Origin of the sequence: Ulvibacterium sp. (genome assembly GCF_965248315.1) — a bacterium.
Taxonomy (GTDB): domain Bacteria; phylum Bacteroidota; class Bacteroidia; order Flavobacteriales; family Flavobacteriaceae; genus Ulvibacterium.
On the sequence record NZ_CBDFIX010000002.1, the window covers coordinates 3918084 to 3933132 of the forward strand.

At 44.2% G+C, this 15049-nt stretch carries 8 protein-coding genes; 4 read left to right on the forward strand and 4 right to left on the reverse strand.

Annotation, left to right across the window (positions count from 1 at the left end; genetic code table 11):
- Nucleotides 1-6 precede the first annotated feature (6 nt).
- The 4 genes from ACP2AF_RS18545 to ACP2AF_RS18560 form a co-directional block, all read right to left on the reverse strand.
- Nucleotides 7-1602: an arylsulfatase gene (locus ACP2AF_RS18545; protein WP_425237635.1), complete on the reverse strand. Its 1596-nt coding sequence runs from the start codon at nucleotides 1600-1602 to the stop codon at nucleotides 7-9.
- Between the two features lie 4 nt (nucleotides 1603-1606).
- Entirely contained in the window at nucleotides 1607-2959 is a 1353-nt protein-coding gene (locus ACP2AF_RS18550) for a Gfo/Idh/MocA family protein (protein ID WP_425237636.1), read from the reverse strand.
- Between the two features lie 133 nt (nucleotides 2960-3092).
- A complete protein-coding gene (locus ACP2AF_RS18555; protein WP_425237637.1) occupies nucleotides 3093-3878 on the reverse strand; it encodes an SDR family NAD(P)-dependent oxidoreductase in 786 nt (261 codons plus the stop codon).
- 11 nt (nucleotides 3879-3889) lie between these two features.
- The gene (locus ACP2AF_RS18560) at nucleotides 3890-4957 is read right to left on the reverse strand and encodes a sugar phosphate isomerase/epimerase family protein (RefSeq protein WP_425237638.1); all 1068 of its coding nucleotides are present in this window, start codon (nucleotides 4955-4957) and stop codon (nucleotides 3890-3892) included.
- Nucleotides 4958-5459: 502 nt separating this feature from the next.
- On the opposite strand from ACP2AF_RS18560, the gene ACP2AF_RS18565 reads away from it, so the two are divergent.
- The 4 genes from ACP2AF_RS18565 to ACP2AF_RS18580 are packed head-to-tail and all read left to right on the forward strand — an operon-like array spanning nucleotide 5460 to nucleotide 15021.
- The gene (locus tag ACP2AF_RS18565) at nucleotides 5460-7190 is read left to right on the forward strand and encodes an IlvD/Edd family dehydratase (protein ID WP_425237639.1); all 1731 of its coding nucleotides are present in this window, start codon (nucleotides 5460-5462) and stop codon (nucleotides 7188-7190) included.
- A gap of 11 nt (nucleotides 7191-7201) precedes the next feature.
- Complete coding sequence (locus ACP2AF_RS18570) at nucleotides 7202-8539, forward strand: GntP family permease (protein ID WP_425237640.1); 1338 nt, start codon at nucleotides 7202-7204, stop codon at nucleotides 8537-8539.
- Nucleotides 8540-8592: 53 nt separating this feature from the next.
- Complete coding sequence (locus ACP2AF_RS18575; RefSeq protein WP_425237641.1) at nucleotides 8593-11103, forward strand: DUF7133 domain-containing protein; 2511 nt, start codon at nucleotides 8593-8595, stop codon at nucleotides 11101-11103.
- Between the two features lie 9 nt (nucleotides 11104-11112).
- Nucleotides 11113-15021, forward strand: a complete 3909-nt coding sequence (locus ACP2AF_RS18580; RefSeq protein ID WP_425237642.1) for a PVC-type heme-binding CxxCH protein — start codon at nucleotides 11113-11115, stop codon at nucleotides 15019-15021.
- The last annotated feature ends 28 nt before the right edge of the window (nucleotides 15022-15049 follow it).

The following is a 15049-nucleotide window of genomic DNA, read 5'->3' on the forward strand; positions in this document are numbered from 1 at the left end:
GTAAAGCTATTTTTCTGTCAGCAATCCATTCTTAACAAGAGGTATCTTAAAATGTTCCAATTCTGGGGATTCCCTTTCTCGTGCAAAGATTTCCGCAGCCTTCTTTAATACCTCTGGATGTGCATCAGCCACATTTTTCGTTTCCGTGGGATCCTCCTTTAAATCATAAAGCTCCAAGGTGGGGGCATCGTTATTGAGCAAGTTACGGCGTACTACCTTCCAATCGCCCATCCTTACTGCGATTTGTCCTCCATAACTGGGAAACTCCCAATATAGGAATTCATGTGGTTCTTGTTCATCTTCGCTCATTAAAGTGGGCAACATGCTTATTCCATCCGTATCTTGAGGTTTTTCATAACCTGCTACCTGGGCCAGGGTAGCTACCATATCATAATGTGCCGAAATGTGATCACTTCTACTGCCAGCCTTTATTTTTCCAGGCCAGACAGCAATCATGGGTACTCTTATTCCGCCTTCATACAAAAATCCCTTTCCTCTTCCATAGGTGCCATCAAAGGGTTTGGCACTATCAAAATGTTCAGGATCGGCACCTCCTGCATAGCTAGGGCCATTGTCCGAAGTGAATACAATAAGTGTATTTTCGTAAATGCCTTCATCTTTCAATTGTTGTACCAGTTTTCCGATATTCTCATCCAAGTAAGAAACCATTGCCGCGTAGGCCGCATGAGGATTTTTATGTGAAAAATAACGATTTGCCCCGCCCGAAAGGTAGGGTTCCTCTTCTCCGAATTTTTCAATATAATAATCTACCCAGCGTTGTGGAGCTTGGAGGGCAACATGTGGAATAGGCGTTGCCCAATACAAAAAGAAAGGTGTTTCCTTATGGCCCTCTACAAACTGGGTAAGTTCTTTGAACATTAAATCGGGTGCATAATCAGTTAGGGTAAAATCTGCATAACTAGTAATGTCACTTGGATCGGCTCCTTCAGGAAAAGGAGTATTTGGGGCAATAGTATCATTGGCCAGATGTACCCGATTTGTATTCTTGTATAAATGCAGGGGGTAATAGGTATGCGCCTGACGTTGACAATTATAGCCATAGAAAAAATCGAATCCCATTGTATTGGGAATGGACGATGTATGGGGGGCACCGAGTCCCCATTTGCCAACCATGCCCGTGGTATAACCGGCTTGTTTTAAGCGATGAGCCAAAGTGATCGTATTTGTAGGCATAGGTCCCTGACCTTCCAAAGTAGAGTCCTTTGCCATGGCTACGTAGTTCCAAACGTCACCCCTTTCTCTCCATTCCGAATTGCTCCGAATATAAGCATGCCCGGCATGTTTTCCGGTCATTAGCATATAACGCGCCGGGGCGCATACAGGCGCACTGGTGTAATGTTGCGTAAACAACATACCTTCTTTGGCCAAGGCGTCGATATTTGGAGTTTCTATTTTCTCTTGGCCATAGGCACCTACTTCCGCATAGCCCAGGTCATCCGCTAGAATATAGATGATGTTGGGTTGCTGGGTTTTAGAAACTTCTCCCCTATCAATCGACTTTTCCTTACAGGCCAAAAAGAGTGTCCCTGCCAAAAGCAGGGACACGAAAATGTTTGTTTTCAATACACTTTTTCGTTTCATATAATTAAATTACCACAGTTTTTCCAGGAGTTGGAATTTCATACCATCCATCTGCATTAGGTTTGACCGGTGCCGGAGAATCCCAGGACAGGTTCTCAGGAACCAAGACCAGATTGGAAGCCATGGCCTCATCCCATTTTACTACTTTTCCAGAATACGTGGCCATTCTTCCCATAATGGCGGTCATGGTACTTTTAGCTCCGTTCTCCGCATCGGAAATCACCCCTCCATTTCGAATGGACTCAAAGAGTTTTACATGCTCTACTTCATACGGGTTTGGATCATCTTTGCCCCTGTGTTCAAAAATAGTACTTCCATCCCATCCTTTGATGGCCGTGTTATCCCCTTCTGTGGAAACGGTTCCTTTGGTACCTTGGAAAAATTCGGAAACCCGGCTCATGGTCTCTGGTTGGTGACGACACTGGCTTGCTATAACAGCTCCGCTGGGATAGGTAAATTCCACAAAATGATGGTCATAGATTTCTCCATGATCTTTCCCGGTACGAACTTGTCTTCCGCCCATTCCTTGGGCAGAAATCGGATATTCCCCTATAAACCAGTTGGCTACATCAATATTATGGATGTGTTGTTCTAAAATATGATCGCCACATAACCAGTTGAAATAGTACCAATTTCGCATCTGATACTCCAATTCCGTTTGTTCCGGTTTTCTTTCCCTCACCCAGACTCCACCACTATTCCAATATACCTGACCGGACACAATTTTACCAATGGCATCCTTTTTTAAATGATCTATTGCTGCCAAATAGTTGTCTTGGTAATGACGCTGTAACCCGACCACCACGTTTAATTTGCTCTCTTTGGCTTTTTTAGCGGCGGCCAAGACCTTGCGAACTCCGGGAACGTCAGTTGCAACCGGTTTTTCCATAAAGACGTGTTTGCCGCTATTTACCGCATATTCAAAGTGTTCTGGACGGAAACCGGGAGGTGTTGCCAAAATTACTACATCGGCCAAATCCATTGCTTTTTTGGCACCATCAAATCCCACAAACTTGTTTTTTTCCTTTACATTCAATTTCTTTTTGTTTTCCCCTAATGCCGTTGCAATGTTCATGAAGCTACTCTGCAAACGATCCTCGAAAGCATCGGCCATGGCTACTAATTCCACATTATCATCGGCATTTAAAGCCTGTACTGCGGCACCCGTTCCTCTACCACCACAACCTACCAAGGCAATTTTGAGTTTCTTATCATTGAGGACATTTACCATAGCATTCATTTGAAGGTTTGGTAACAACATGGCACCTCCAGTAAATAGAGCGCTTTTCTTTACGAAGTCCCTACGTGATTTTTTTTCCTGATCGGTAGAATTTTGATTCTTTCCTGAGTTTTTCATTATATCTAAATTTATTTTGTGTAATTTTTTGGGATAGGCAGTTAAGATAAAACTTTATTGGGAAATCGGCAATGATATGGATACCGCTTAACGCAAAAAGTCCTTTTAGTTAAAAAAGAAAAATACAGTGCTCTTATTTGGCGGTCCACCCACCATCTACGGTAAGCATAGATCCCACCATATAGCTGCCCGCATCACTTGCCAAGAAAAGTGCGGCCCCTTGAATTTCCCGAAGTTCCCCCCAACGTGCTAATGCTGTGGCCCCAACAATAAAGTTTTTGGCCTCTGCAGTTTCTGCAATAGGGATGTTCATTTCCGTTAAAAAGGGTCCGGGACAAATGGCGTTTACCGTAATATTGAACGGAGCCAGTTCCAAACCGAGGGCTCGAGTCATTTGTACTACGGCGCCCTTGCTGGTGGCATAGGGCGTACGATTGGCCAAACCAACCAGACCAAGGGTACTAGCCATATTAATGATACGCCCGCTGCCTTGTTTTTTCATTTGTGGCGTAACCGCCCTGGAAGCATTCCAAGTACCATCAACATTCACTTTCATCACCTGTTCGAACTCATCCGGAGTAAGCTCATCTATAGCCCCGCGAATGTTAATTCCCGCACTGTTGATCAAAATATCCAACCGCCCAAATTCATCAGCAATTGAAGCTACAACCGCCTCTACAGCCGCTAAATCGGTTACGTTGGCAGCATAAGCCTTGGCGCTAACACCATAGTCCTTGGTCAATTGTTCGGCAGCGGTCTCTCCTTCCTCCAAATTACGATTCAATAAACAGATATTGGCCCCGGCAGATGCCAGACCGGCGGCCATGGCATAGCCCAATCCTTTAGAGCCACCCGTAATCAAGGCACATCTTCCAGTGAGATCAAATTGTTTTATTCCAGGTAAAGGTGTTTTACTCATGTATTTCAGTTTTATTTAAATCCTAAATTTTGTTTGGCATATATCAGGCAAGTACGATTATTTTCCACCTCCAAGGCTAATTGTTCGTCCGTTGGCCTATTGGATATTCTGGGCAATTGTCCCTTTGATTTCATTGTCCTTATATTACGCAGATAGAGCGCAAGTTCCGGGGCGGATACTTGGTCAAAGGTGGCCCAATATTTTTCGGTCAGGCACGGAATTTTAAGAGGATCCCGGGTAATCATCTCCAAATTAAAGCGGACATTGGGTCGATGCTTTTTAATGGTCTTTATCATTGCATCGATATCCAAACTACCGGTTCCAAGATTAACCTCGGACAATAAAAACCCATCCTCGTATTCTTCAACCGCCATGTCCTTTAAATGAACTGAAAAAGCATAGGGAGCAAGAGCTTCCACCACCTCCATGGGGTCTTCCAAAAGCGATATATTGTTCCCGGTATCCAGGGTGACCCCTACCCATTCGCTGTCAATCATCTTCATAATAGCCGCCATTTCCTTGATACGCCAGTCTTTGTGGTTCTCCACCGCAAGTTTCACTTTATACTTGTCCATTATGGGCTCTGCCAGTTGTATGGAATTGATGGCGGCCTTCTTAAAGGTTTGGAAGGCTTGCATACTATTAAAACTCTCGTAACGCCTTCCCGATAAACAGGCTGTTCTGAAAACATCAATACCAGTTTCCTTTGCGGTTTTGACCTCATGATCAAAACGATTTATATCATTTTCATCTTTAGGCAGCCTAATCTGGGCCTCTAGAAAAATATCCAGTTTTTCTTTTCGCTTTTTGACTTTTTTGGAGAAATCGGAATCCCAGCCACCAACGCCAACTTGCATCCCCCCGAATCCAAGGGAATTGCAATGTTCTATCATTTCCAAGGCATTGGTAAATGGAGGATATGCCTCACTCTTCATTTTTCGATAACGCCGCATCATATAGGAAGCGTCGGCCACACCAAATCGTGTCTCCGCCACCACTTTCGAAAAGGTGGGTAGTACGGGTAAGCTCATGGCCATGGTACCCGCCAGGGAGCTTTTAACAAATTTTCTTCGCTTCATGTTACATCATGTATTACACCAGTACCATTTTCAATCCCTTGGGGCCTCATCCTGTAAGGAGAGCTTGCCACAGATTTAATGGACGCCAAGCCTAAAGGTAAACGAAAGCAACAAAATGGCAATAAAGTTCCAGAATAAAAAAGTTCCTACAGGTTATTTGGGAAAGGCAATATCCGTGCTCAATTGGGCTGAACAAAAATCTCCTTCAATCCATTTATGGTTAAAGGTCCGAGCCTTCCAGATCTCCTCTTCAGATATAACTTAGGGTTGCCCATCGTCAACTTATAGAATTCCGAGAACCTACCTGGGTAAGGTTTAAATCCATATAGCTAAAAATAACAAAAGATTATCATAATATTAAAAAACGCATCAAAAGGACATCAAGATGACAAATAAATACCCATTCCATTTTGTTAACTGTAGTAAAGATGATACCTTATTCCGAAATTTTTAAAACATCCAAAAGGGAACCTTGAACATAAATTAGGGTTAAAATTGAAACATGGGGAATAAAAACGACAAAAAATTGCGAAGTGAGGATTGGTTTAATCCGGATGATGAGAAATCGGCTTTTATACATCGATCTTGGCTCCGCAATCAGGGATATCCGAACGATTATTTTGAGGGACGTCCTGTTATTGGTATTTGCAATACTTGGTCAGAACTCACACCCTGCAATGGACATCTTCGTGAATTTGCGGAATTCGTAAAAAGGGGGGTACTGGAAGCCGGAGGCGTGCCATTTGAATTCCCTGTGACCAGCTTGGGCGAAATACTCATGCGCCCCACAGCGATGCTTTTTCGGAATTTGGCCAGTATGGATACCGAAGAAAGTATTCGGGCCAATCCACTGGATGGTGTAGTGCTATTGACCGGATGTGACAAGACCACCCCTTCTACCGTTATGGGTGCCTGTAGTGTAGACCTCCCAACCATAGTGGTGCCAGGTGGGCCTATGCTCAACGGTAAGTATAAGGGTGAACGTATTGGTTCGGGCACTTTTGTGTGGCAATTAAAGGATAAGATTAAAAATGAAGGTTTTACCAAAGAGGACCAAATAGAGGCCGAAATCTGTTCTGCACGAAGTGCGGGGCATTGTATGACCATGGGCACCGCATCCACCATGGCATGTATGGTAGAGTCCCTTGGGCTTACCCTTCCCGGCGCCGCGGCAATCCCGGCAGTGGATTCTAGAAAAAAAGTAATGGCCCAACTTTCTGGAAGACGTATTGTGGAAATGGTCAAGGAAGACCTAAAACTATCCAAAATATTGACCAAGGAAGCCTTTGAAAATGCCATAAAAATCAATGCGGCCATAGGGGGATCCACCAATTTCATTATTCACTTATTGGCCATAGCCGGGCGAATTGGGGTAAAACTTGACTTGAAAGAGTTTGACACCTTGGGAAGCAAAATTCCCTTATTGGTTAATTTGATGCCTTCCGGTAAATATCTTATGGAAGATTTCTTTGATGCCGGCGGCCTTCCCGTAGTCATAAAGGAAATGAAAGATCAACTCCATAAAAATGTAATTACCGCAAATGGCAAATCCCTTATTGAAAACAACGTTACCGCGGAATGCTATAACCCAGAGGTCATTGCTACATTGGACAAACCCTTTATGGAAGAGGCTGGTATTGCGGTTTTGTATGGAAATCTGTGTGAGGACGGGGCCGTGATAAAACCATCTGCGGCAACTCCGGAACTGATGACCCATAGGGGCAAGGCCGTGGTCTTTGAGACCATTGAGGACTTCCTATCATCTGTGGACAATCCAGATTTGGATATTGATGAAAACAGTGTTATGGTCCTTAAAGGTGTAGGGCCTGTTGGATATCCGGGAATGGCCGAGGTAGGCAATATGGATATCCCGGAAAAACTCCTAAAAAAAGGAGTTAAGGATATGGTACGCATCTCGGATGGACGGATGAGCGGTACTGCCTTTGGTACGGTAGTACTGCATGTATCTCCGGAATCTTCCATTGGCGGTCTTTTGGCCCTTGTGCAATCAGGTGATTCCATTGTTTTGGATGTGCCCAACCGTAAACTTCATTTGGAGGTGGATGAGGCCGAGATCCAAAAAAGAAAAGCGGCCTGGACCCCACCTAAACCGCCAATGAATCGGGGCTATACCAGTCTATATACCAAAACCGTTCAACAATCCCACTTAGGTGCCGACATGGATTTTTTAGTCGGAAAATCCGGGGACCAAGTAAGTAGGGACGCTCACTAAAACAACCAACCATGATCAATATTATTCTGTTATTGCTAAGTGTTCTAATTATAATTTTGCTGACCGTAAAGTGGAAGGTACATCCATTTCTATCCCTTCTGGCGGCTGCTCTCTTTTTTGCTCTTTTTTCCGGCATGACCTTGGATACCATAGTTAAGTTGGTCAATGATGGTTTTGGAATTACATTGGGAAAAATTGGTATTGTTATCGTTTTGGGGGTCATTATAGGGGCTTTTTTGGAGCATTCGGGAGGTGCCTATAAATTGGCCGAAGTCGTTCTACGTGTTATTGGGAAAAAACGGGTTCACGAAGCTATGGGTATTGTAGGTTTTATTGTCTCCATTCCGGTATTTGCTGATAGTGGGTTCATTATCCTAAATCCATTGAACAAAAGCTTGACCAAGAGGGCCGGGTTATCCATTGTTGGTACGGCCACGGCCTTAATTTTAGGTCTAATGATTACCCATGTCCTTGTTCCTCCTACCCCTGGGCCAATAGCAGCGGCCGGAATCATAGGTGCCGATGTGGGGCTTGTCATGTTGATAGGAATTGTAATTGGACTGTTATCCTTGATCATTGCCGTAATCTACTGTAAAAAGATGGGGGCAAAAAAGTACATTGATCCCAATCCCGATATTACGGAAGAGGTCATCCAAGAACGAATGAAACAGGCGCCAAGCGCCTTTAAATCCTTCTTGCCCATATTGATTCCCATTTTACTCATTGTTGGAAAATCCATATTGGAGTTTAATATGGTAGAAGGGGAAGAAGTATCGGGCCTCATGAAGTTTATCTCTTTTATTGGCTCTCCGATCATAGCATTGATGATCGGTATGCTTTTCGCTTTTCTTTTACCGAAAAAGTGGGACAATGAAATGTTGGCTACAACAGGTTGGGTCGGGAAGGCACTTTCGGATGCCTCAAATATTATTTTGATTACCGGTGCCGGAGGTATTTTTGGCACAATATTGCAGAATAGTGGTATTGCCGATACATTGGCAGATTCCCTTTCAGGTGCCAACCTCGGTATTTGGCTCCCATTTTTATTATGTGCGGCCATCAAAAGTGCCCAAGGTTCATCTACGGTTGCCTTGATAACCACAGCATCTATTGTAGCTCCCTTGTTGGCGACAATGGGCTTTACCACGGAAATCGATAAGGCTTTGGTAGTTTCGGCCATCGGTGCCGGTGCCATGGTAGTTTCGCATGCCAATGATAGCGGATTTTGGATTCTCACCCAATTTTCAGGTATTGATGTTAAAACGGGATATCGGGTGTATACCCTGGGGACATTGGTTGTAGGAACCAGTGCTGCATTTATGGTTTTTCTGGCTAGTTTTCTTTTCTAAACCATAGCCAAAATTAATATGGAAAATGATTGAATAGGTGTACGCTAAAATGTATGGGGATTTATTCTAAAAATATCGTATGGTTTACTATTATCTTGGCTTGTTTGCTATTAAGTTTATCTGGCTGTAAAAAAAACCCCTCCCCACCCCTATCTCCTGAAAGAGCTCTAGATTCTTTCGTTTTGGCCGATGATAGTCTACAAATTCAATTGGTCGCCGCCGAACCTTTGGTACAAGATCCCGTAGCCATTTCGTTTGATGAAGGTGGAAGACTTTGGGTTGTGGAAATGTTAGGCTTTATGTCTGATATTGATGGTACAGGAGAAAAAAATCGTGTAGGTCGTATTTCCGTATTGTTCGATGATGATAAAGATGGTCAAATGGACCGTAGCCAAATCTTTTTGGATAGCCTTGTGCTACCCAGGGCACTAGCAGTCATTCAAGGAGGTGCGCTAGTGGCCGAAAACATTCCCCTTTGGCATGTTCAGGATACTGATGGAGACTTTAGGGCGGATGCCAAAACCTTGATCGATTCTACCTACGGAGGTAGCGGTATGCCGGAACATTCCGCGAACGGGCTTTGGCGAGGAATGGATAACTGGCTCTACAATGCTAAATCCAAATACCGGTATCGAAACATTAGAGGAAAATGGGTCAAGGATGAAACTGAATTCCGCGGACAATGGGGCATTGTCCATGACGATGCTGGCCGATTGTTTTATAACTACAACTGGTCACAGTTGCATGCCGATCTTGTTCCTCCAAATGCTTTGCAGAAGAATAAAAACCATACCCCATCAAGCGGAATTGACCACGGTCTGACTTTGGAGCGCAAGATATTTCCCATTCGCAGCAACACGGCTGTAAATCGGGGATATGTTCCAGGTACACTGGACCAGGAAGGACGCTTATTGGAATTTGCATCAGCTTGTGGCCCACTTATCTACAGAGGGAATATTCTACCAAAGGATTACAAAGGCAATGCCTTTGTTTGTGAACCCACAGCCAACCTTATCAAACGCAATAAAATTACAGAAGAGGGCTTCATGCTAAGCGCTCAAGGTGTTTATAAGAATCGGGAATTTTTGGCATCGACCGATGAGCGATTCCGGCCTATTTCCTTAGCTTCAGGCCCTGATGGAGCCCTATATGTGGTAGACATGTACAAGGGAATCATTCAGCATGGTCCCTATATGACTCCCTATCTCCGAAAAGTAACCTTGGAACGCAAACTGGACAAACCCATCCATATGGGTCGTATCTGGAGAATAACCTCAAAAAAGAAGGTTAGGGAAAAACCAATCGACCTTTCCCTGGCCGATTCCAAAACTTTGGTCAATCTTTTAGGGCACCCTAATGGATGGACGCGTGACATGGCCCAGCGATTATTGATCGAAAAAGGAGAGCCTATTGCCTATGACTTGGAAGAAGTGATCCAAAAAGGAAATCCTTTGGCACAATTGCATGCCTTATGGACATTGGAAGGTTTGGGTTTGGCCCAACCTGAAGTGTTATTACCAGCTTTACGGTCAGAAGACCCAAAGGTGGCACAGACGGCTTTACGATTAATCATCGATAAAGATTCCGACCATGTGGATGTAAAAAAGGAAGTTACCAAATTTATAAAGGAAACCTATAATCAAGCTTCGCCTTTGTTACAGATGCAAATGGTACTGGAGAGTAGTGAAATCGATTCGGAAATTGCGTTCGGTATTGCACAGAAGTTCCTATCACGCTTTGGACAATTGCCTGTTGCTAGGGATGTCGTAATGAGCAGTTTGGAAAATAGGGAAGCCGCACTGTTGAAGATGCTTCTAACCGATTCGGGATGGAAGACCTACAATCAAGCTAGGGAAATATTTATTGAAATGTTGGCCACGGCCATTGCAAATAAAGGCGCTGAGGAAGAGGTCCAAGATATGCTGGGCTTTACCCAAGGTAAAATGCCTAAGGACAAACAATGGATGAAAAACGCAATGATAAATGGGTTGCTTAATTCCAAAGGTTCCAACGATGAAGGAGAGATTGCACTTTTAAGAAAGCCGGCTCTTTTAAAAAATGAAGCATTACCCGAAGAACTTCTTCAAAAATTGACTTGGCCTGGAAAGCCTAAAAGACAACTCGCTGCAAAAAAAGCCGAGCATAAGGTAGACCCCCAACAGTTTGCCTTGGGAAGACAAAAGTATTTAAACCTATGCGCCAATTGTCATGGCACGCAAGGGGAAGGCATTTCCCGTTTTGCCCCTCCCCTTAAAAACTCGGAATGGGTTACCGGGGCAAATTACCGATTGGCCATGATATTGTTACATGGTATGGAAGGCCCGGTTACCGTAAATGGCAAGGAGTACGGCATCCCGGATATTTTGCCCAGCATGCCCTCGTTCTCTACCTTACAAAACGAGGATATAGCCTCTATTTCCACCTATATTCGAAACACTTGGGGCCACTCGCAAAAACCTTTATCCGCTGGAGCTGTAGGTCATATCCGTTTTCGTACCCAAGGGCAGGTAACCCCATGGAAAGCAACTGAGCTGGATACTTTGGTTTTTGATATGGATTTATAAAACGATAACATGAAAGATGCGCTTAGGTATTTCATTTTTGTCTTGGGGTTTGCCTTTATAGCCGCTTGTCAAACTAAAAAAAGTAAGCAGCAAATCACTGAAAACGGCCAAGAGAATAGTTTTGTCATCAAAAAAGGAGACGACGTTATAGAAGTATTCACTTCCGATGGCGATTTAGCTTTGGTGACACAAAATATAAAAGCTGATTTCCGCCCGTTTATCCATCCTATTATAGCACCCGGTTCCACTACTGAGTTGACGCAGTACAGTCCTGGACATCATCCCCACCAAACCGGACTCTATTGGGGTTTCACCCGTGTAAACGGTATCGGAATCGATTCCGCTGGGCTAAAAAAATGGTTCTATGAACGGAACAAACCCGAAGACATCAAGAAAAAAATAGGAAGGGATTATTTTCATTTTCCCGGAGGAGACCATTGGCAAAAAGTATCGGCCCAGGTACTTATTGCCGAGGGGAAGGAAGTAAAATGGAAGACCGTATACCACATGTTGGATGAGGCAGGTATACCCATCTTAAAGGAGTCCCAGACCTGGACCTTTACCGAGAAATCGGATAGCTATCTTATGAGTCTGGAATGGCAAGGAGAAGCGCTTGCGGATATTACCATCAACGAATTTGATTATGGCGGATTGTTTCTAAGAATGCCTTGGAAAGAAGGAATCCAAGGTGAAGTGGAAAATGCCGCTCGGCAACGCAACGAAAAGGCCGAAGGACAAAGGGCCATGTGGGTAGATGCGGGTATGGAAATCGATGGGTTGGACGAATGGGGCCATATTGCCATTTTTGACCACCCGGACAATGAGGGCTTTCCCCAAACTTGGCGTGTGGACTCCCAGTTGGGTATCGGACCGGTACGTGCAAAAATGGGGGATTGGCATATTAAAAAGGGAGAAATTGAAACCATACGACATCAAATAGTGGCCTATACCGGAAAACTGAACGCCATTAAAATGGACGACCTATGGGGAGACTATGTGGGCGATAAAGGGATGTATAATACCGCTTCGCTTTGGGAGCTTGCCAAAAAAGAAGGACGGGATGCGAAATTATTAAGTCCAGAGGAAGCGGTTGAAGCGATGACCCTAAAAGAGGGCTATACGGTGAATGCATTTGCATCCGAGCCTATGATTACCCAACCCATGGCCTTCTGTTGGGATGACAAGGGCCGAATGTGGATTGCCGAGAATCGCGATTATGAATCCCGAGGCCATGGCTTTTCCAATTTCGGGGATAGCCGCATCCTAATTTTGGAGGATACCGATAAGGACGGAATTGCCGATAGCAAAAAGGTCTTTTTGGAAGGTATTCCATTCCCTTCAGCCATTGCCGTTGGTCATAGCGGACTTTTTTTAGGTGCGCCGCCCAATTTGTTATTTGTACCGGACAACGATTCCGATGACAAGGCCGATGAAGAAGACATAAAGGTCTTATTGACCGGATGGGGCATTCGGGATCGGCATGAAACCATCAACAGTTTGCATTGGGGACCAGATGGTTGGCTCTATGGTCTGGAAGGATTTGCTACACCATCGGTGATACGAAAACCAAAAGGCAAAGGTCGCATTTATAGGCATCGTGAGGCCTTCCCTGAAGATTTGCTGGATGCGGATGGTGTGGATATCAATGGGGGCGTTTGGCGCTACCATCCCATAAAGGATCGTTTTGAAGTGGTTTCGCACGGCTTTAGCAATCCTTGGGGCATCGATTATGATTCCAAAGGCCAACTCTTTATTTCCGCATGCGTTATCCCGCACTTGTTCCATATTATTCAGGGTGGCATTTATCATAGACAAGGCGGGCAACATTTTAATCCCTATGTATATGAGGACATAAAGACCATTGTAGATCACCGTCATCGGTCTGCCCACGGTGGTGCTAGAATTTATCAATCCGATGCCTTCCCCAATGATCAACAGGGTCGACTTTTTATGGCCAATATTCATGAGCACGCTGTGCTATCCGATATATTGACCCCGAATGGTTCCGGTTTTACAGCAAGCCATGGTGAGGATTTCATGTTGGCCAACAATGCCCAATGGGTAGGATTCAGCATGGAAGTAGGCCCGGAAGGTGGACTCTACGTCCTGGATTGGCATGATGCGGATATTTGTGGTGGAGAAGTGCTCAATAAGGAAACAGGACGTGTTTTTAGAATTATGCCCGAAAAATCGGCGGCTAAAAATTGGCCAGGGAGATTTGAGGATTTAAATGAAAAAAGCGACTTGAAACTTGTTGAATTACAACGTAGTAAAAGCAATTGGCATGCACAAAGGGCAAGGGTAATCCTTCAGTATAGGGCAAGCAAAAAAGAATTGGAAAAGGAGGCTATTACCCAATTGGAAAATATGCTGAAAAAAGAAAGAAACGAAGATCTTAGGCTACGTGCTTTATGGACGCTCTGGATCACAGGGAATATTACTTCCGATCAACTAATGGAACTCCTTGAAGATGGGCAGCAGTATGTCCGGGCCTGGGCAATTCAATTTCTAACGGAAGACGATTCACCTTCGAAGATAGTGGTAGCAGCCCTTACCCGATTGGCAAAAAATGAAAATTCTCCCGTAGTCCGTAGGTATCTGGCCGGTGCCTTACAAAGAATTGATAAAACCGATCGCTGGGATATAGCCACATCCCTTGTGCAATTTGAAGAAGATATGGACGACCCCAACATTCCGCTGATGTTGTGGTTCGGGATTGAACCTATACTAGCAGATCAACCCGAAATGGCATTAGTATTGGCCAATGGCTGTGCCATTCCATCGCTAGCAGAAAAAATTGCCCGGCGTTTGGTAGATGGGGACCAATTGCAAAAGTTGATTGCCGAAATTGGCAAAAATTCTAATAAAAAAAAGTATTTATTGAGGGGTATGTTGGCGGGTCTGGAAGGCAGATCTGATATAAAGGAACCTTCAAATTGGGCCTCGATCTACAAAACGTTGCAGTCCAATTCCGAACTGACTGCTTTATCAGATCAAATAGCACAGCATTTTGGTAATGCGGAAGCAGCCAAAAAAATGATGGTGGTCATAAACGATACTAGATCTAATCTTGAACAAAAACAAAACGCAATAAAAAACCTCGCCCTGCATCAAAGGGAAGAACTGGAAAAGGAATTACCCAAATTATTGGAGAATCCTAACCTTAGGATGGAGGCCATACGGGCCATTGCCGCCTATGAAAACGAAGACTTGGGCAGGACCTTGTTTCAAAAGTATCATGATCTTTCCTCCGAAGAAAAACAAGAAGCCATCCTGACCCTCGCCTCAAGAGGCACCTACGGCCAGATTCTGGCCAATGCTATCAAAGAGGAGACCATCCCCAGAAAAGATATTCCAGCTTATGTGGCCATGCAAATGCGGAGGGTGGTAGGAAGTGGTTTTGTAGAGATCTGGGGACCTATCGATGATATTTCAGGAGATATCCAAGGGCAGTTTAGTAAGTATCAGCGACTCCTCTCGGATGAGGCCATCGCCAAGGCCGATGCTTCTGAAGGAAAAAGTATCTATCAGCGTACCTGTGCAGCTTGTCACGTTATGTTCGGGGAGGGTGGGGTTATTGGACCCGATCTTACAGGTTCTAACCGTACCAATACAGCCTACCTTTTGAACAACATTCTAAATCCCAGTGGTGAAATTCAGGACGATTATAAACTAGTAGTTATCATTACCCAAGACGGTAGGACGTACAGCGGAAACATTATTGCTGAAAATGATAGGAATATTACCCTAAGGGTGGTAGGTCAAGAGCCCATCTCCATCAACAAATCCAAAATAAGGTCCAGGGATGTCACCGAGAAATCGATGATGCCCGAAGGCTTATTAAATACCCTAAGCGATTCTGATGTTTTGAATCTAATCGCTTATTTAAAAACATTGAATCCATCAACAAATCTATGATTGTTTGTTCGCAGATTTCTTAATTGTA